Annotated in this window: 16 protein-coding genes and 1 pseudogene; 8 read left to right on the forward strand and 9 right to left on the reverse strand. The window is 70.1% G+C overall.

Annotation, left to right across the window (positions count from 1 at the left end):
- Positions 1-143: 143 nt before the first annotated feature.
- Positions 144-1,262 (reverse strand): N-acetyl-alpha-D-glucosaminyl L-malate synthase BshA, encoded by a 1,119-nt coding sequence (bshA, locus tag J2Z79_RS16085; protein ID WP_209467923.1) that lies wholly within the window; start codon positions 1,260-1,262, stop codon positions 144-146.
- A 109-nt stretch (positions 1,263-1,371) separates the two neighbouring features.
- Here bshA and J2Z79_RS16090 point away from each other — a divergent pair, with 109 nt between their 5' ends.
- From J2Z79_RS16090 to J2Z79_RS16110, 5 genes and pseudogenes are all read left to right on the forward strand, one after another.
- Positions 1,372-3,648, forward strand: coding sequence for a DEAD/DEAH box helicase (locus tag J2Z79_RS16090; protein WP_209467924.1), 2,277 nt, complete (start codon positions 1,372-1,374; stop codon positions 3,646-3,648).
- A gap of 72 nt (positions 3,649-3,720) precedes the next feature.
- A pseudogene (locus tag J2Z79_RS16095) lies at positions 3,721-3,897 on the forward strand (SelT/SelW/SelH family protein); the annotation flags it as partial.
- 87 nt (positions 3,898-3,984) lie between these two features.
- The gene (locus J2Z79_RS16100; RefSeq protein WP_209467926.1) at positions 3,985-4,218 is read left to right on the forward strand and encodes a SelT/SelW/SelH family (seleno)protein; all 234 of its coding nucleotides are present in this window, start codon (positions 3,985-3,987) and stop codon (positions 4,216-4,218) included.
- Positions 4,219-4,234: 16 nt separating this feature from the next.
- Positions 4,235-5,542 carry a ribonuclease H-like domain-containing protein gene (locus tag J2Z79_RS16105; protein WP_209467927.1) on the forward strand — a complete coding sequence of 436 codons (1,308 nt, stop codon included), beginning with the start codon at positions 4,235-4,237 and terminating at the stop codon, positions 5,540-5,542.
- Positions 5,543-5,583: 41 nt separating this feature from the next.
- The gene (locus J2Z79_RS16110; protein ID WP_209467928.1) at positions 5,584-6,330 is read left to right on the forward strand and encodes a polysaccharide deacetylase family protein; all 747 of its coding nucleotides are present in this window, start codon (positions 5,584-5,586) and stop codon (positions 6,328-6,330) included.
- 52 nt (positions 6,331-6,382) lie between these two features.
- Here J2Z79_RS16110 and J2Z79_RS16115 read toward each other — a convergent pair whose 3' ends face one another.
- Together J2Z79_RS16115 and J2Z79_RS16120 are read right to left on the reverse strand one after the other, a co-directional pair.
- On the reverse strand, positions 6,383-6,763 hold the full coding sequence (locus tag J2Z79_RS16115) for a hypothetical protein (protein WP_209467929.1): 381 nt from the start codon (positions 6,761-6,763) through the stop codon (positions 6,383-6,385).
- A 136-nt stretch (positions 6,764-6,899) separates the two neighbouring features.
- Entirely contained in the window at positions 6,900-8,069 is a 1,170-nt protein-coding gene (locus tag J2Z79_RS16120) for a radical SAM/SPASM domain-containing protein (RefSeq protein ID WP_209467930.1), read from the reverse strand.
- A 233-nt stretch (positions 8,070-8,302) separates the two neighbouring features.
- Here J2Z79_RS16120 and ric point away from each other — a divergent pair, with 233 nt between their 5' ends.
- Positions 8,303-9,004, forward strand: a complete 702-nt coding sequence (gene ric / locus J2Z79_RS16125; protein ID WP_209467931.1) for an iron-sulfur cluster repair di-iron protein — start codon at positions 8,303-8,305, stop codon at positions 9,002-9,004.
- Between the two features lie 52 nt (positions 9,005-9,056).
- Here ric and speE read toward each other — a convergent pair whose 3' ends face one another.
- Entirely contained in the window at positions 9,057-9,941 is an 885-nt protein-coding gene (speE, locus tag J2Z79_RS16130) for a polyamine aminopropyltransferase (protein WP_209467932.1), read from the reverse strand.
- A 237-nt stretch (positions 9,942-10,178) separates the two neighbouring features.
- Positions 10,179-12,704, reverse strand: coding sequence for an excinuclease ABC subunit UvrA (gene uvrA, locus J2Z79_RS16135; RefSeq protein WP_209467933.1), 2,526 nt, complete (start codon positions 12,702-12,704; stop codon positions 10,179-10,181).
- Positions 12,705-12,807: 103 nt separating this feature from the next.
- Here uvrA and J2Z79_RS16140 point away from each other — a divergent pair, with 103 nt between their 5' ends.
- Entirely contained in the window at positions 12,808-13,671 is an 864-nt protein-coding gene (locus tag J2Z79_RS16140) for a MerR family transcriptional regulator (RefSeq protein ID WP_209467934.1), read from the forward strand.
- Positions 13,672-13,713: 42 nt separating this feature from the next.
- Here J2Z79_RS16140 and hemQ read toward each other — a convergent pair whose 3' ends face one another.
- Entirely contained in the window at positions 13,714-14,481 is a 768-nt protein-coding gene (hemQ, locus tag J2Z79_RS16145) for a hydrogen peroxide-dependent heme synthase (RefSeq protein WP_209467935.1), read from the reverse strand.
- A gap of 39 nt (positions 14,482-14,520) precedes the next feature.
- On the reverse strand, positions 14,521-15,030 hold the full coding sequence (locus J2Z79_RS16150; protein WP_209467936.1) for a MogA/MoaB family molybdenum cofactor biosynthesis protein: 510 nt from the start codon (positions 15,028-15,030) through the stop codon (positions 14,521-14,523).
- 111 nt (positions 15,031-15,141) lie between these two features.
- Here J2Z79_RS16150 and J2Z79_RS16155 point away from each other — a divergent pair, with 111 nt between their 5' ends.
- Positions 15,142-15,501 carry a hypothetical protein gene (locus J2Z79_RS16155; RefSeq protein WP_209467937.1) on the forward strand — a complete coding sequence of 120 codons (360 nt, stop codon included), beginning with the start codon at positions 15,142-15,144 and terminating at the stop codon, positions 15,499-15,501.
- 17 nt (positions 15,502-15,518) lie between these two features.
- Here J2Z79_RS16155 and pepT read toward each other — a convergent pair whose 3' ends face one another.
- Together pepT and J2Z79_RS16165 are read right to left on the reverse strand one after the other, a co-directional pair.
- Complete coding sequence (pepT, locus tag J2Z79_RS16160) at positions 15,519-16,769, reverse strand: peptidase T (RefSeq protein ID WP_209467938.1); 1,251 nt, start codon at positions 16,767-16,769, stop codon at positions 15,519-15,521.
- A gap of 121 nt (positions 16,770-16,890) precedes the next feature.
- The gene (locus J2Z79_RS16165; RefSeq protein ID WP_209467939.1) at positions 16,891-17,349 is read right to left on the reverse strand and encodes a hypothetical protein; all 459 of its coding nucleotides are present in this window, start codon (positions 17,347-17,349) and stop codon (positions 16,891-16,893) included.
- Positions 17,350-17,570: the final 221 nt, after the last annotated feature.

Here is a 17,570-nt window from a genome sequence, read left to right on the forward strand (position 1 = left end):
TGCCGCAGCCTCGCCGAGGCCCGGATGACATCCCGCCGTTTCACGTGCCGAACCGCACGCCCCGTGCCCCCCAGCAGCCCAGCCGGGTCGTCCAGCCCGGCGCCGCCCAGGAACGCCAGCGCTATCGGTGCCTCTGGCCCGCCCTACCCCACGACCTCCCGGTAGAGCGCCTCGTACTGCGGCACGACCCGGTCGGCGCAGAAGTGGCGCCGCACCCGCTCCATCGCCGCCGCGCCCATGCGCCGGCGCAGGCCGTCGTCCTGCAGGATCTGCACGACCCGTGCGGCCATGGCGTCCACGTCGCCCACCTGGCAGAGGAAGCCGGTCTCCCCCTCCACCACGACCTCCGGCAACCCGCCGGTGCGGCTGACGACCACCGGCACGCCGCAGGCCATCGCCTCCAGCGCCGCCAGCCCGAACGACTCCTGCTCGCTGGGCAGCAGGAAGACGTCGGCTGCGGAGAGCAGCGGCACCACCTGCTCCTGGTTGCCCAGCACCAGGATGCGCTCCCGCACCCCCAACCGCTCGGCCAGAGCCAGCGCCGGCGCCAGCTCCGGGCCGTCTCCCACCAGGATCAGCCGGCTCTCCACGGCGCGGCAGACCCGGGAGAAGATCTCCACCACGTCCCACGGCCGCTTCACCCGCCGGAAGTTGGACATGTGCATCAGCACCCGCTCACCGCCGCACGCCAGGCGACCGCAGAGCCCGGCGGGCTCGCTCCGGCGCCAGCGGGCGCAGTCAAGGAAGTTCGGGATCACCCGCACCTCCCGCTGCACGGGCAGGAGGGTGACCGTGTCCGTGCGCAGCGACTCCGACACGGCGGTGACGGCGTCCGACCGGTTGATGGAGAAGGCGATGATCTCGGTGAACGAGGGGTCGCTCCCCATCAGCGTGATGTCGGTGCCGTGCAGCGTGGTGACGACCCCGGGTGCGCCAGGTCCGATGATCTCCCGCGCCAGGAAGGCCGCGGTGGCGTGGGGCACCGCGTAGTGCGCGTGGATCACGTCAAGCCCGGCCAGGCGGTGGACCTCCACCAGCTTGTTGGCCAGGGCCAGCACGTACGGGGACTCCCGGAAGAGCGGGTACGTGGGCGTCTCCACCTGGTGGAAGCGGATCCGCTCCTCGAACTGGCTCAGCCGGAAGGGGACGTCGGAGGAGACGATGTGGATCTCATGCCCCCGCCGGGCCAGCTGGGCTGCCAGTTCCGTGGCCACGATGCCGCTGCCGCCGACGCTGGGGTAACAGACGATGCCGATTCGCACGTTCCATGCCTCCGATCTCTACCCGGGTGAAGGGCTGCAGGGTTTGGCGGGCACGCTGCGGAATATGTAGGCGAACGTCTCCGCGGATCCTTTCCGGGAGGTCTTGCGCATGAACCTGGAACAGTTTCTCGACCACCTCCGGCGCGACCCGGCCATCGGGCCGAACATCGTGCACTGGCATACGCTGCCCCCCGTGGCCGCGCGGTACGCCGAGTGGCCTTCCGCGCTCGACGCGCGGCTCATCGCGGCACTGAAGGAACGGGGGATCCAGCAGCTCTACACGCACCAGGCTGAGGCCATCGAGGCGGCCCTGGCCGGCGAGAACACCGTGGTGGTCACCCCCACCGCCTCCGGCAAGTCGATGTGCTACAACCTGCCGGTGCTGCACACCATCCTGCAGGAGCCGGCCGCCCGGGCCCTCTACCTCTTTCCCACCAAGGCCCTGGCGCAGGACCAGGTGGCCGAGGTCAAGTCGCTGGCCGACCGCCTGGGCGCCGAGATCAAGTCCTACGTATACGACGGCGACACGCCGCCGCAGGTGCGGCAGGTCTGCCGACAGGCGGGTCACATCGTCATCACGAACCCCGACATGCTCCACACCGGCGTGCTGCCGCATCATACCAAGTGGGTGAAGCTGTTCGAGAACCTCAGGTACGTGGTGATCGACGAGCTGCACCAGTACCGCGGGGTGTTCGGCTCGCACCTGGCCAACCTGCTCCGGCGCCTCCGCCGCATCTGTGATTTCTACGGCAGCCGCCCCGTCTTCCTCTGTTCCTCCGCCACCATCGCCAACCCGCAGGAGCTGGCCGAGCGGCTGATCGACCAGCCCGTCCGGCTGGTTGACCGCAACGGCGCCCCCAGGGGCGAGAAGCACTTCCTCTTCGTCAACCCGCCGGTGGTGACCCGGGACGGCCTCCGGGAGCCCGTGGTGAAGGCCTCGGCCCGGGTGGCCGGCGAGCTCCTGAAGAACAACATCCAGACCATCGTCTTCGCCCGGAGCCGGCAGAACGTGGAGGTACTCACCACCTACCTCAAGGAGCGGGTGGGCCACGACAAGGCGGGCCGGGTGATGGGCTACCGGGGCGGCTACCGCCCCCTGGAGCGGCGCCAGATCGAGGCCGGCCTCCGGGAGGGGAAGATCCTCGGCGTGGTCTCCACCAACGCCCTGGAACTGGGCATCGACATCGGGCAGCTGGAGGCCTGCGTGATGACCGGCTACCCGGGCTCCATCGCCTCGGCCTGGCAGCAGGCCGGACGGGCGGGGCGCCGGTCGACCACCTCCCTCACCGTGCTGGTGGGCTCCGCCTCGCCGCTGGACCAGTACATCATGGAGCACCCGGAGTTCTTCTTCGAGCGTGCCCCCGAACAGGCCCTGATCAACCCGGACAACCTGCTGATCCTCGTCAGCCACCTGAAGTGTGCGGCCTTCGAGCTGCCCTTCACGGAAGGCGAGCGGTTCGGCGTGGAGACCACCGGCGAGATCCTCGACTACCTCGAAGAGGAACACATCCTGCGGAAGGTCGGCGGCAAGTACCACTGGTCGGCCGAGAACTTCCCGGCCGAGAACATCAGCCTGCGCAGCGTCGATGCCGAAAACGTCGTGATCATCGACCAGACCGAACCCGGCAACACCCGGGTCCTCGGCGAGATCGACCAGCTGGGTGCGATGACGATGGTCCACACCAACGCCATCTACCTGCACCAGGCCGAGCAGTACCATGTGGACCGGCTGGACTGGGACGAGAAAAAGGCCTACGTCCACCGGGTGGACGTGGAGTACTACACCGACGCCAACCTGGCCGTGACCCTGAAGCCGCTGGACGTGCTGAAGGAGAAGGAAGAACTGGGCCTCAGGGTCCGCTTCGGCGAGGTCATGACCTCCGCCAAGGCCACCATCTTCAAGAAGATCCGGCTCCACACCCACGAGAACCTGGGCTGGGGCGAGATCCACCTGCCCGAATACCAGATGCACACCGCGGCATACTGGCTCTCGCTGCCGGACGCCATGTGCGAGGGTTTCTCCCAGGACGAGCTGCAGTCGGCCCTGGCCGGCCTCGGCCACCTGCTCAAGGGGCTGGCCCCGCTCTTCCTGATGTGCGACCCCGCCGACCTGCGCTCCGTGGTGCAGGTGCGCTCTCCCTTCGAGGAGGCGCCCACCATCTACCTTTACGACGCCTACCCGGCCGGCATCGGCCTGGGCGAGAAGTGCTACGACCTGCATTCCGACCTCCTGGCCACCGCCTACCAGCGCGTGCGGGCCTGCGGCTGCGAGCAGGGCTGCCCCGGCTGCGTGGGCCCGGCGGCTGAGACCGGCAACCTGACCGGCGCCAAGGCCGGCGTCGTCCGCATCCTGGAGCGGGCCCTGGCCAGGCGCAATCTGCAGTAGGGCGGGGGCGAGTGCCTGATGGCAGTCCGGCACGTCACGATCGAGTACTGCACCGTCTGAGGGTTCGACGAGCGGGCCGCCAGTCTGGCGGCGGAGCTCCGGGCCGCCTGTCCGGGCGCTGGCGTGGAGCTGGTGCCCTCGAGGGGCGGCGTGTTCGAGGTCTCTGCCGACGGCAGGCTGATCTTCTCCAAGAAGGCGCTCCGGCGCTTTCCGGAACCCGGGGAGATCGCGGGGCTGATCGGCAAGTAGCTGCACGGAAGAACGGAAGGCGGGTTTCGTGGGGGAGATCCGCCCTTCCTGACCATACCATGTCCACAGTTCAGAGGAGGGTGTATCATGGGGATCAAGCGCGTCACGATCGAGTACTGCACCGCCTGAGGTTACGACAAGAAGGCCGCCAGTCTGGCGGCGGAGCTGCAGGCTGCCTATCCGGGCGTGGACGTGGAGCTGATACCCTCGTCCGGCGGCGTGTTCGAGGTAACGGCTGACGGCCGGCTGGTCTTCTCCAAGAAGGCCCTTGGGCGCTTCCCGGAACCGGGCGAGGTCGGACACCAGATCGGATCGTTGTGACACGGAGGGATGGGGCGTGGACCTGCGCGAGCGCCTGCGGTTACTGAAAGCGGCCGGGGCCGCCCGAGCCGCTGCGGACGGGGCGCCGCGTGCGGCTGCGCCCCTGCCGTTCGACCGTGCACGCCCGCAGACCGGGCCGGCGGGCGAACCCCTCCCCTTCCGCCTCTGCGACGGGCTGGAGGGCGAGCTGGTGCCCACCGGGGCCGGCAGCGCCTTCCGCCTCGAGAGCCGCCACCCGCTGACCGAGCACCGGGGACCGCTGCCCCTGGGCTGGCCGCTGGACCTGCCCGCCGCCGTCTGGCCGCGGCTGGGCCGCGTGGCGCCGGAGTTCGACATCCGCCGGGCGGTCTTCCTCGACACGGAGACCACGAGCCTCGCCGGCGGCACCGGCACGTACGCCTTCCTGGTGGGGCTCGGCTTCTTCGAGGGCGACCACTTCGTGGTGCGGCAGTACTTCCTCCGGGACTATCCCGAGGAAGAGGCCATGCTGGCCGCCATCGAGGCGGACGTCGCCCCGTTCACCTGCCTGGTCACCTTCAACGGCAAGTCCTTCGACTGGCCGCTGCTGGAGACCCGGTTCCGCATGGCCCGCCGCCGTCCGCCCCTCGCCGGGGCGCCGCACCTCGACCTGCTCCACCCCGCCCGGCGGCTCTGGCGGGACCGGCTGGGCAGCTGCAGCCTGCAGGACCTGGAGCGGAACGTCCTCGGGGAGTACCGGGTGGGCGACGTCCCCGGATCCCAGATCCCGGCCCTCTATTTCGAGTACCTGCGCACCGGCGACGCCTCGCCGCTCGCGGGCGTGGTCGAGCACAACCGGCTGGACATCCTTTCGCTGGCCGCCCTGGCCGGGCGGATGGGGCAGATGGTGGCCGACCCGCTGGGTCCGACGCCGGACGGTGAGCTGCTCTGCGGCGACGACCTCTACCAGCTGGGCCGGCTCTTCGAGGCCCGGGGGCTGCTCGCCGACGCCCTCGCCTGTTACCAGGAGGCGCGGGTGCGCGGCGCCGCCTCCGTCACCGAGGCGGCGCTCCTGCGCCGGCTCTCCTTCGCCTACAAGCGGGCACGGGAGCAGCGGCAGGCGGTGGCCATCTGGGAGCAGATGGTCGAATCCGGCGGGCTGGCGCTCTTCCCGTATATCGAGCTGGCCAAGTACCACGAGCACGTCACCCGCCGCTACGACCTCGCCGAGGCCCTCACCGCCCGGGCGCTGGCCGTCGCCGAGCAGCGCCGGTCGCTGACCGCCGCCGGCGGGCAGGCGGAGTACCGGGAGGTGCTCCACCGGCTCGAGCGCCTGCGCCGTAAGCGGCAGCGGTCCTCCGTATAAGCCAGGCCCCCCGGACATACTCTTGCCCGGGGGGTTGTACCATGCTGTTCATCGACAGGGCCTGGCTGGTGCGCAGGGGCGTGGTGGTCGTGACGCTCTGCCTTGCGCTCTTCACGATCAACTTCCTGCGCAGCCCCGCACTTCAGCCGGCCTCCACCGGACCAGGAAGCCAGGCGATCGAGGGGCCGCTCACCCGCGCAGACTCGCCGGACGACCGGGTGGCCCTCACGTTCGACGTCACCTGGCAGAAGACAGAGCTCACCAAGATCCTCGACGTGCTGGACGCGGCGGGGGTGAAGGCGACCTTCTTCGTGGGGGGCACGTTCCTGCAGCTCTACCCCGACACAGTGAAGGAGATCGCCCGCCGCGGCCATGAGGTGGGGACGCTGGGCCAGCAGATCCGGGACCTGGCCGGCATGCCCGAGAACGAGATCGTCGCCAACCTCCTGGGCAGCCAGTCCGCCCTCACCAAGACGCTGGGCGGGCCCGTGCGCTACTTCCGCCCGCCCACCGGCCAGGCCGCGCCCGAGGTCCTGCGGGCGGCACGCCATGCGCGGCTGGTGACCGTGACCTACGCCCTCGACAGCCAGGACCACCTGGGGCTCACCGCCGACCAGATCGTCCGCCGGGTGGTCAGGGGCGCAAGCCGCGGGGACATCATCCGCCTGACGGCCTCCGACTTCGCCCCGGAGACGGCGAAGGCGCTGCCGCGCATCATCGAGGGTCTGGAGCGGCGCGGTTTCAAGGTGGTGCGCCTCTCCGACCTGGTGCCCATCGACGACGGCTGACGCTGCACAGAGGTCCGTCGCCGCACGTGGACCGGGAGCCGCGCCGTACCTTTCACTCCCGGCGTCCCGGGTCCGGCAGCAGGTCGGGCGGCACCTCGGCCGCATCTTCTTCGGTGCCCACCGTCCGGCCCTCCACGTCGATCACGTCATCGGCCGGCTCGCGGGCCGCCCGGGGCGCGGCCGACCAGTCGCCGAACGAGCTGAACTGCGTCCGGCCGAACCGCACCGTGCGTGCCCCGCCGTGCTCCTCCACCTTGATGCGGTCCCGGAACCAGGGCAGCCGGGCCAGCAGCGGCGCGGCGAAGTAGGCGACGGCGCCGATGGCCAGCAGGGCCACGACGGCCGCCAGCAGGAACCCCAATACGGGGAGCACAACGGTCACCAGGAGGAAGAGCGCCAGTCCGACCAGCAGAATCCCGACGAGATTGCGCATTCGGATCCCCCTTCTGGCAGGATCATGCCAACTACTTAGACGTACGCTGCCGCCGGACTACTCCCTGCATACGGCAAGAACAGCAGAAAGACCGCACCGGCCAGGGTGCGGTCTTCCGGTTTCACCACTCGCGTCCCTAGAAGCTGCCCGGCACGTAGGCGCAGTACGGCTCCTCGGCCAGGACGTGCCCGTGGGTGTAGTACGCCCGGGCCCGGCAGCCGCCGCAGCTCACCCGGTACTCGCACTCGCCGCACTTGCCGCCCAGCAGGTCGGGGTCGCGCAGCTCGCGGAACAGCTGCGAGTTCTCCCAGATCTCGGGGAACGGCGTCTGGAGCACGTTCCCGGCCGCCACCGGCAGGTACCCGCACGGCTGCACGACGCCCTTGTGGGAGATGAAGCAGACGCCGCTCCCCGCCAGGCAGCCCTTGGAGCCCGCGGCGCGGTTGCCCGGCATGACGGGATGGCCGTTCGCCGGACGCTCACCCAGCGCCATCTGGGCAGATGCCCTTGCCCGCGCCACCGCGCCTGCCCCGCCCTGCTGCCGCAGGATGCGGTGGTACTGGGGTGCGCACGTCGCCCGCACCTCGATCGTGGTCCGCTCGGAGGTCTCGTAGAGCCACTCCAGCAGCGACTCGACCTCCTCGGCCGGCAGCATCTCGCGCTCGGCGATCTGGACGCCGCAGCCCACCGGCACGAGGACGAACAGGTGCGCAGCCGCCGCGCCCCGCTCCTCCGCCAACCGGACGATGGCCGGCACCTGCTCCTTGTTGTGGCGCGCGACGGTGATGTTCAGCTGGTAGGGCAGGCCGACCTCCTTCAGGTTCTCGATCCCCCGCCACGCGGCCTCCCAGGCGCCGGGGATGCCGCGGAAGGTGTCGTGGATCTCGGGCGTGGCGCCGTCGATGGAGACGGCCACGCGCTGCACGCCCACGTCCCGGATGCGCCGGGCGATCTCCGGCGTGATCAGGGTCGCGTTGGTGGCCAGCGAGATCCGCGCCCCCTTGCGGGTGGCGTACTCGGCGATCTCAAACAGGTCGGGCCGGTAGAGCGGCTCACCGCCTGTCAGAATCAGCACCGGACGGTAAGCGCTGGTGATGTCGTCGATGACCTTGAAAATCTGCCCAGTCGAGAGCTCATCCTCCGCCCGCACGGCCTGGGCCTCGGCCCGGCAGTGCTGACAGGCGAGATTGCATCCCTGGGTCAGCTCCCAGAAGATCAGCCGCGGCACGCCGCCGCCGTGCGCATGGTGGCGCACCGCATCCTTCGCCGGAGCAACGCACGAGCCTGCGCCCGGATGTCCCGTCATGCATACACCCCTCCATCGTGCCCGATACACATATTCTAATGGCTAAAGTGTGGGAATCGCACCCGCCACCGGACCGATTTGCGATAGCCCGAAGGGGCTATCGCAGAACGGTTCGCAGACGCCGCCAAACGTGGGCCTGGGCCGCATCTGCGGCGGCGCAGCCTGTGTGACTGGCATCACCGCAGGCCGGCACGCATGGGGCTACGATCAGATGCGGAAGGAGGCGGTGCATGATGACGTTTCGGATAGACCAGAAGGTCGGCGAGATCGTCGCCGAGTTTCCGGAGGCGGCCCAGCTCTTCCAGCGCCACGGCGTCGACTTCTGCTGCGGGGGCAGCCGGCCGCTGAAGGACGCCCTGGCGCAGAAGGGGATCGCCGCCGAGGCGTTCCTCGCCGAGCTGCAGGCGGCTCACGCCGCAGCGCAGGCGCGGCAGGAGCGCGGAACCGACTGGCGGACGGCCAGCTACGCCGAGATCATCGACCAGATCGTCGGCGTTCACCACCAGTACCTCAAGTCCGAGCTGCCCGTGATCAGCGGCTACGTCACCAAGATCTACTACGTCCACGGCCAGAACCACGCCGAACTGGCGGCCCTTCACCGGCAGTTCCACCAGCTGAAGCTGGAGCTGGAGCAGCACCTGCACGACGAGGAGGCACGGGTCTTCCCGCTGGTGCTGGCCTACGCGCAGAGCGGCTCCCGAGCCGACCTGGAGGCGGCCGTGGCCTGCCTCGACGAGCTCGAGCAGGAGCACCAGGGCGCAGGCGACCTGCTCCTCGCCATGCGGGAGACCACCGGGGGCTACGCCCTTCCGGCCGACGCCTGCACCACGTACGCCCTCACGTTCCAGAAGCTGCAGGAGCTGGAGGCCGACATGTTCCAGCACGTCCACCTGGAGAACAACGTCCTCTTCCCCCGCCTCCGCGCCGCACGGTAAGGAGGCCAGGCAACAGCAACACCCCCGCCGGCGCGGGGGTGTGTTGTTTCCATCAGGGAGTCGACGCCGCCTGGACGGGCCTCTGCGCGCCCTCCGGCGCGGCCGCCGGCTGCAGTAGCTCTGCCACCACCGGCGGCAGCTGGAACGCAGCCCGGTGCACCTCCGGCGTGTACCAGCGGGTGCGCCAGGTGGGCGCCCCGATCCCCGGCCGCAGGGGGCTGTGCTCCTTGGAGCCCAGCATAAAGCAGTGCAGGCCGCTGGGATAGGTGGGCACCACCGCCAGGTAGGGCATCGTGATGGGGAAGATGGAAGCGACGACCTGATAGACGTCGCGGATCAGCTTCTGGTGGAAGAACGGCGACAGCACCTGGGCGACGAAGATGCCGCCGGGCTTGAGTGCGCGGTAGACGTTCTCGTAGAACGTCCGGTTGAACAGCCCCTCCGCGGGCCCGACAGGGTCCGAGGAGTCGACGAGGATCACATCGTACGCATCCGACCGCCCGGCCACCCAGGCCAGGCCGTCGCCGATCACGAGGTTGACCTTGGGATGATCAAGGCCGCAGGCCGTCTCGGGCAGGTGGCGCCGGCACGCGTCGACGACGGCCCGGTCGATCTCCACCATATCGATGCCCTTCACCGACGGATGGCGGGCCACCTCGCGCGCGGTGCCGCCGTCCCCGCCGCCGATCACCAGCACCCGCTCAGGGTTCGGGTGGGTGAAGAGCGGCACGTGGGCGATCATCTCGTGGTAGATGTACTCATCGCCCACCGTGGTCTGCACGGCGCCGTCCAGCACCAGGGCGCGCCCGAAGTCCTCCAGCTCCACCAGCTGAAGGTGCTGGAACGGGGTCTGCTCCTCGTGCAGCACGCGCCGCACGCGCCACTGGGTCCGGTAACTGGGAGTCTGCTCCTCGATCAGCCAGTCTCCGTGGTTCATTCCCATCCTCCTCTGTAGCAACCAACCGCGGGGTTGGTCCCCGATTCTGGCCTCCGGGGTATTCTACACCACTATATTCTACTGGATTTCGTTTAGACTGTCACTCATCCCACAACCCACACCGCCTGACTGAGTTGTCAGTGCCTTGGCAAAACGGGCAGCCCGCGTTGCAGCCCGAAGGGCGTGCGGGGTGCAGCCAGAGGCCCGCCGGTCTCCCAGCCGGGCGGGCGTAGACCATCACGGCGTCAGCAGCGGGCGCAGGAGCCGGCCGGTGTGCGAGTCCTCGCATGCCGCCACCTGCTCCGGCGTTCCCTCGGCCACCAGGCGGCCGCCGGCCGCGCCGCCCTCCGGCCCCAAGTCGATCACCCAGTCGGCCGCCTTCACGACGTCCAGGTTGTGCTCCACCACCACCACGCTGTGTCCGGCGTCCACGAGGCGCTGCAGCAGGGCGAGCAGGCGGGCTGTGTCGGCGGGATGGAGCCCCTGCGAGGGCTCGTCCAGCAGGAAGAGCGTCCGTCCCACCCCACGCCGGCCCAGCTCCCGGGCCAGCTTCACCCGCTGCGCCTCGCCGCCCGAGAGGGTCGTGGCGGGCTGCCCCAGCGTCAGGTAGCCGAGACCGCACTCCGCCAGCAGGGTCAGCCGGTCGCGCACAGGCGCCACCCGGGCGAACACCTCGAGGGCCTCCGCCACGGTCATCTCCAGCACGTCGGCGATGCTGCAGCCCCGATACTGGGCCCCCAGCACCTCCTCCTTGAACCGCCGCCCGCGGCAGGCCGGGCAGCGCACCTCGGCGGCGGGCAGGAAGTGCATGGAGACCGTCAGCACGCCGGCCCCCTGGCACTTCTCGCACCGGCCGCCGGGCACGTTGAAGGAGAAGTGCCTCTCGGTGAGGCCATGCTCCCGCGCGTAGGGCAGGCCGGCGTAGACCTTGCGGATGGCGGCGAAGACGTCCGTGTAGGTGGCCACGTTGGAGCCCGCACGCCGCGCGATGGGCTCCTGGTCCACGGTGACGACCCGGTCCAGGTGCTCCCACCCGTCGATGCCATCGTGCCGCCCCGGCGGGTCTCCGGCGCCGGTGAACCGCCGCCGGGCCGCCCGACCCAGAACGTCGAAGACCAGCGTCGACTTGCCCGAGCCCGAGACACCGGTGACGGCCACCAGGGCCCCCAGCGGCAGGCGCACCGCCACGTCCTTCAGGTTGTGGGCCCGGGCGCCCCGGATCAGCAGGGCCGGCCCGCCGGCCGTCCGCCTGGACGGCGGCAGCGGGACCTCGTCCACCCCGGCCAGGAAGCGGCCGGTGGGCGACCCCTCCACCCGGGCCACCTCCTCCGGCGTCCCTGCGGCCACCACCGAGCCGCCGCCCCGCCCGGCCGCCGGCCCGATGTCGATCACGTGGTCGGCGGCGCGGATCACGTCCAGGTCGTGCTCGATCACCACCACGGTGTTGCCCAGGTCCCGCAGGTGGCGCAGGATCTCTACGAGCATGTGCGTGTCCCGCTGGTGCAGGCCCACCGTGGGCTCGTCCAGCACGTAGATGACGCCGGAGAGCTCGGAGCCCAGCAGCGCGGCCAGGCGGAGCCGCTGCGCCTCCCCGCCGGAGAGTGAAGGAACCGCCCGGTCCAGGGTGAGGTAGCCCACGCCCACGTTGAGGACCCGCCGGATCCGCACCCGCAGCTCGTTTACCAGCGTCTGCGCCATCCGCCACTCGGCGGGCTCCAGGGCCTCGGTGAGCCCGTCCACCCAGTCGGCGAGGTCGGTGAGCGGCTCGTGCGCCAGCTCCACGATGGTGCGGCCGGCCACCGTGACGGCGCGGCTCTCTGCGCGCAGCCTGCTCCCGCCGCAGTCGGGGCAGGGCTCGCTGTGCATGTGCCGCTCCATCTTCTCGCGGTACCTGGCATCCCCGATGCGCTCGGCGTACCGGCGCATGAAGTTGGTGACCACGCCCTCGAAGCGGCCGGCCCTGGCGGTGGCCGGCGGCTCCACCCCGGGGAAGTGGCGGCGGAACTGGGGGCTCAGCACGCCGTGGAGCAGCAGGTCGCGCTGCACCGGGCCGAACTCGGCCACCGGCTGGTCGGGGTCAAAGGTGAAGCCGTAGTGCGCGGCGGCCTGCAACAGGTTCGGGATCTGGTACTCGACCATCGCCGGCACCCAGCCGCGGACCGCCCCTTCACGGACGGACCGGCTCTCGTCGATCAGGTGGCTCACGTCCACCTGGTTGATCACACCCAGGCCCGTACAGGTGGGGCATGCGCCCGCCACCTTGTTGAAGGAGAAGTGGGCCATGCTCAGCTCGGGGAGCGCGGCGCCGCAGTGCGGGCAGGGGAACGTGCCCGGCGCGTCGGGGTCTTCGGCGTCGTGGGTCACGTCCACGACCGTCCAGTGGGGCGGCGCGACGTCCCGGCCGCAGCCGGGACAGGGACGGTGCCCGATCTTGGCGAACAGTACCCGCAGGTAGGTGTAGATGTCGGTCTCGGTGCCCACCGTGGAGCGCGGCGTGCGGTTGGTGAGGTGCTGGTCGACGCTGACGGTGGGTGCCAGCCCCTCGATGCGGTCGACCGGGGGGCGTGCCAGGCCGTAGGAGAACCAGCCCAGGGCCTCCATGTACTGGCGCTGCCCCTCCTTGTCCAGGGTGTCGAGCACCAGGGCGGACTTGCCCGACCCGGAAGGCCCGGTGATCACCACCAGCTTCTCCTTCGGGATGCGCACGGTGACGTTCTTCAGGTTGTGGGTTCGGGCGCCGTGGATCACGATCTCGCCTGGCATCTGGTCTCCGCTCCTCTCGAATCGGCTACCGCTGATTCTACCACTGCACCCCAACCTTCGTGCCCAAGTGGAGGGTTTGGGGGCATGCACATGGAGGATGCCCATGAAGCCGCTTCGCACATCGGATGTCGCCAGGGCAGCGGGGATTCACCCGAACACCGTGCGCCTGTACGAGGAACACGGGCTGCTGCCGCCGGCGGACCGCCTGCCCAACGGCTACCGCGCCTTTACCCCCCGGCACGTGGACCAGGCCGTGCTCGTGGTCGAGCTGATGCGCTGCTCGTGGACGGGGGGCGTCATCCGCCAGGCCGCGCTGGATACAGCACGCCATGCGGCCCGGGGCGACTTCCCGGCCGCCCGCCGGTGCGCCGCGGACATGCTGGCGCGCATCGCCGAGGAGCGACGCCGGGCGGAGCGTGCGGCCGACCTGCTGGCCGAGTGGGCCACGGCAGGCGGAGCCTCCCAGACCGACCCTGGCGAAACGGCCCGAACCCCCCCGGGGTGCGCGGCCTCCCGCGACCGGGAAGACCCAGCACCCGGCGCCGAACCACCCGACGGCATGACCATCCGCGAGGCCGCCGCCTTCCTGAACGTCACCCCCCACACCCTGCGCAACTGGGACCGCAACCGGCTCCTGACGGTTCCCCGCCACCCATCCAGCGGGTACCGCGTCTACGGCCCGGCCGAGCTGCGCCGCCTGGCGGTGATCCGGGCCCTCAGGCGGGCCGGGTACAACGTGATGACCATCCTCCACATGTTCCGGCAGCTCGAGGCGGACCACGCCGCCGACCCGCACGCCGCCATCGACAGCGTGCCACCGGGCGAGCCCGACATCTTCCGCTCGACGTACCGGTGGCTCTCGAAGACGCGGGAGCTGGAGGCGTGCGCCCGGGCCGCCGTGGCGCGGCTGGAGGAGATGGCGCAGCGGTACGGACCTGCACACAGCGGAACGCACCGGAGGCCGTGATCGGCTCCGGTGCGTTGCGCTTCCCGTGTTCGTCCGCTCCGCCTACCGCCCCAGCAGCACGCCGGCGAGATCGCCCGGTGCGACCCGCCGCCCGACCTGGAAGGGGCCGAACTCCGCGTACCTGGCCGAGACCTCGTCGAACCGCATCTCGTAGACCAGCTTCTTGATGGGCAGCACCTCCCGGGCGAACAGGGTCACCCCCCACTCCCAGTCGTCCAGCCCCGTGGAACCGGTGACCATCTGGGTGATCTGCTCGGCGTACTTGCGGCCCGTCTCGCCGTGCTGCCGCATCATGGCCCGCCTCGCCTCGATGGGGGCGGTGTACCAGTTCACCGTCTCGCCCCGCCGCTTGTTCATCGGGTAGAAGCAGATGTACGGGTGGTCGGGGACCTGCAGCTTGAGGCGCCGCACGATGGCGGGGTTCTTCAGCAGCTCCTCCGGGTCGGTGGAGCCGCCGCGGGCGCTCGCCTCGTACAGCGAGAGCTCGGTGACCGAGAAGTAGGAGTAGGGCTGGTTCGTCAGACTCCCCAGTGCGGTCCGGCTGAACCCGCTCTCCAGCGCCTGCAGCGCCTCCAGGTCAGGGCGCAGGTGCAGCAGCAGCAGGTCCGACTTGTGGCCGATGATCGCGTAGGCGGCGCTGCTGCCCTCCGGGGCGTCGCTCACCGCCTCCGCAGCCTTGAGGAACGCCTCCGCCTCGGCGATGGCTTCCTCCTTCTGGCCTTCGCTGAGCCGGTTCCACGCGGCCCAGTCGATGCGGCGGAAGTCGTGGAGGACGAACCAGCCCTCCAGGGTACCAGGAGCCTCTGCCATGTTCCTTGCCTCCCCCTCTTGCGCGCACCCAGCGAAGACTCAGGCCTTGCGGATGTGGCTGATCAGGTGCTTGATCTCCGGCAGGATCAGCCGCTCCGTCGCCAGGCGCACCGCCGCCTTCGAGCCCGGCAGGCAGAAAAGCATCACCCGGCCCATCGCCCCGGCGGCCGCCCGCGACATGACGGCCGCCGAGCCGATCTCCTGGAAGGAGAGCAGCCGGAAGAGCTCCCCGAACCCCTCCAGCTCCTTGGTGAAGAGCGGCCGGCACGCCTCGATGGTCACGTCGCGCGGGGTCATGCCCGTCCCCCCGGTGAGGATGACGAAGTCCACCGCCCGGGCGAACTCCACCACGGCGCCCCGGATGGCCCCCATTTCATCCGGCACGATGCGGTAGCGCGCGACCCGGTGCCCGGCCGCCTCGACCAGCTCCCGCAGGAGCCGGCCGGACTCATCCGTGGCCTCGGTGCGGGTGTCGCTCACTGTTATGACGCCTGCGGCCAGCTGCTGGACATGGGTCTCGGCCTCGTGTTTGTGCTCGTAAACGCCCAAGCTGGTCATCTCCTTCGCGCCGGCCAGGTCTTCACCTGTCCGACCTCTTTTGTTAAAGTGGGAATGTCAATGTGTTCTCTCAGGACCCAACCCGATGGGAGGAATGCGCCGATGGCATCGCTCGTCCGCAAGGCCCTGGAGGCCGCCCAGTTCGCCGGGTCGAGCCCCAAGGGCCGCTACTGGGCCTTCCGCCACCCCAACCAGGACGCCCCTCCGCAGACCTACCGGCTGGCGCGCCGCGCCGGCAACGGCTGGACCCTCCTGCTCGCCGCCAGCAAGGCCACCGGCCAGGTCCTCTCCTTCTACGTGGAGAGCGACGAGGACCAGCAGGCCGTGCGCGAGGCGCTGCAGTGGCTCGGCATCCGGGGCGAGATCGTGCCGGGCGAGGAGGTCACCCTGCGCCTGGCCTCGGGTGCGTCCATCCCGTCCCAGCTGGTGGGCGGGGAGAAGCCGAAGAAGAAGGGGGCGTGAGCCCCCTTCTCCGCCGTTCAGGCCCGTTCGGCCGCCCAGAGCTGCACCAGGTTCAGACCGACCTCCACCGCCTTCTCCATCCACTGGGCCGAGGCCCACTCGGTGCGGCTGTGGTAGTTCATGCCGCCGGTGAAGAGGTTGGGGCAGGGCAGACCCATCTCCGTGAGCACCGAACCGTCGGTGCCGCCGCGGATCGGCTTCTGCACCGGCTCCAGCCCGGCCTCCCGCACCGCCTTGAGGGCAAGCTCCACCACCCGGGGGTCACGGGAGACCCCCGCTTTCATGTTCTTGTAGCCGCCCGTCTGCTCCCAGCTGGTGCGGGCGCCGGGGTACCGCTGCTCGAGCCCGGCCAGCAGGCTCTCGACGATCGCCTGCTGACGTGCGATGCCCTCCTCGCTGAAGTCCCTGAGCAGCAGCTTCACGGTGACTTCCTCCACGTTGCCGGAGACCGCGTCGGCGTGGATGAAGCCCTCGTACCCGTCGGTGGTCTCGGGCCGCATCGTGGCCGGAATGGAGGAGATGAACTCCGCCGCCAGCTGAACGGCGTTGATCATCACGCCCCTGGCGGTGCCGGTGTGGGCGCTCCGGCCCGCAATCGTCACCTTGAGGTTACGGGCGTTGAAGTTCTCACTCTCCACCTCGCCCGCGGCGCTGCCGTCGAAGGTGTAGGCCGCCACCGCCGGGAAGGAGGCCACGTCGAACTTGCGCACACCCCTGCCGGTCTCCTCGTCGGGCGTGAACCCCACCAGGATCGGCCCGTGGGGGATCTCCGGCTGGCGGATCAGGCGGCAGAGGATCTCCATGATCTCTGCCACACCGGCCTTGTCGTCTGCGCCCAGCAGGGTGGAGCCGTCGGAGGTGATGATGTCGTGGCCGACGCACCGCCGGAGGCCCGGGAGTTCCTCGGGCCGCAGCACGGGACCGGCGGGCAGCCGGATCTCGCCGCCGTCGTAGGCCCGGTGCACCAGCGGCTTCACGCCGTGGCCCGGCGTGCCGGGGAACGTGTCGAAGTGCGCCAGGAGCCCGATGGTCGGTGCGCCCTCCCGGTTCCCGGGCAGCCTGGCGGTCACGATGGCGTGATCATCCACCTTGACGTCGCTGAGGCCCATGGCCTTCAGTTCGGCCTCCAACAGCCGGGCCATGGCCCACTGCTCCTCGGTGCTGGGGACACCCTCGCCCTGCCCCGAGGGGGAATCGACCTGCACATAGCGCAGGAACTTGGCAACGACGCCTTCTGCGAGCAGCTGGTCGCGCTGTGGAGCGTTCATGTGATGTATGTCCTCCTTCGGGGGCCAAATCCTGGGACTCTACTTCGACCTCTTGCCCAATGATTCCCTGCCACGGCCGCGCTGAAAAGCGGGCACCCGGGTGATTTGGCGATCCCTGCGTTCAGAGCAGGCTGATGAGGTAGGCCTCAATCAGGCCAGCCGCAACGGCCGAGCCCGCCGCGAGGCAGACCGCCGGCCACAGCCGCCCGTCCCGGCTTGAGCGGGCGGCCGTCCAGGCTGCAATGCCGACGGCGATGACGACGATCGGCCAGAACATCAGCCAGCGCAGGGCTACGTACATCGCGTACGCGTATCCGATGGCCGCGCAGAGGAACGTGAAAAGGAACCGCCCGCCCGGCTGCCGCCACAGGCGGGAACCCAACCGGTGGAGCAGCGTGAAGACCGCTGCCCCGGCCAGGGCGGGAGGCAGGGCCCTGAGGGCCATGGCGCCGATGCCGAGCCAGACTCCGCCAAGGTTTTCCCGCCCCTGCGCAGCGGTGGTCAGGGCGAACACGGCGAAGCCCAGTACCGTCACGCCGTAGGCGGTAAGCAAGAGTCGCAGGAACACTTGCCTGAGCACGGGTGCCACCTCCACAGCCACAGCGGCGGCACGGTCGTGGGGCAGACACAGAACAGCCATCGAGGGATCGAGCGCTGCTGCTCCTTGACCTCGATGGCTGCTGCTCTGACTTGTGCCGATGCAGGTTGTGCCCGGTCTGCGCGTCGTCCGCTTCAGGTTCTGCCCGATCTATGTGTCTTCCGCTTCAGGTTGTGCCCGATCTGCGTGCCGTCCGCTTCAGG

This window comes from Symbiobacterium terraclitae, assembly GCF_017874315.1.
Taxonomy (GTDB): Bacteria; Bacillota; Sulfobacillia; order Symbiobacteriales; family Symbiobacteriaceae; genus Symbiobacterium; species Symbiobacterium terraclitae.

Bases quoted from the DNA above. Each gene is read 5' to 3' on its own strand.
- J2Z79_RS16090 (WP_209467924.1), top strand. From the start codon at position 1,372: ATGAACCTGGAACAGTTTCTCGACCACCTCCGGCGCGACCCGGCCATC.
- J2Z79_RS16110 (WP_209467928.1), top strand. From the start codon at position 5,584: ATGCTGTTCATCGACAGGGCCTGGCTGGTGCGCAGGGGCGTGGTGGTC.
- J2Z79_RS16115 (WP_209467929.1), bottom strand. From the start codon at position 6,763: ATGCGCAATCTCGTCGGGATTCTGCTGGTCGGACTGGCGCTCTTCCTC.
- J2Z79_RS16120 (WP_209467930.1), bottom strand. From the start codon at position 8,069: ATGACGGGACATCCGGGCGCAGGCTCGTGCGTTGCTCCGGCGAAGGAT.
- ric (WP_209467931.1), top strand. From the start codon at position 8,303: ATGACGTTTCGGATAGACCAGAAGGTCGGCGAGATCGTCGCCGAGTTT.
- speE (WP_209467932.1), bottom strand. From the start codon at position 9,941: ATGAACCACGGAGACTGGCTGATCGAGGAGCAGACTCCCAGTTACCGG.
- uvrA (WP_209467933.1), bottom strand. From the start codon at position 12,704: ATGCCAGGCGAGATCGTGATCCACGGCGCCCGAACCCACAACCTGAAG.
- J2Z79_RS16140 (WP_209467934.1), top strand. From the start codon at position 12,808: ATGAAGCCGCTTCGCACATCGGATGTCGCCAGGGCAGCGGGGATTCAC.
- hemQ (WP_209467935.1), bottom strand. From the start codon at position 14,481: ATGGCAGAGGCTCCTGGTACCCTGGAGGGCTGGTTCGTCCTCCACGAC.
- J2Z79_RS16155 (WP_209467937.1), top strand. From the start codon at position 15,142: ATGGCATCGCTCGTCCGCAAGGCCCTGGAGGCCGCCCAGTTCGCCGGG.
- pepT (WP_209467938.1), bottom strand. From the start codon at position 16,769: ATGAACGCTCCACAGCGCGACCAGCTGCTCGCAGAAGGCGTCGTTGCC.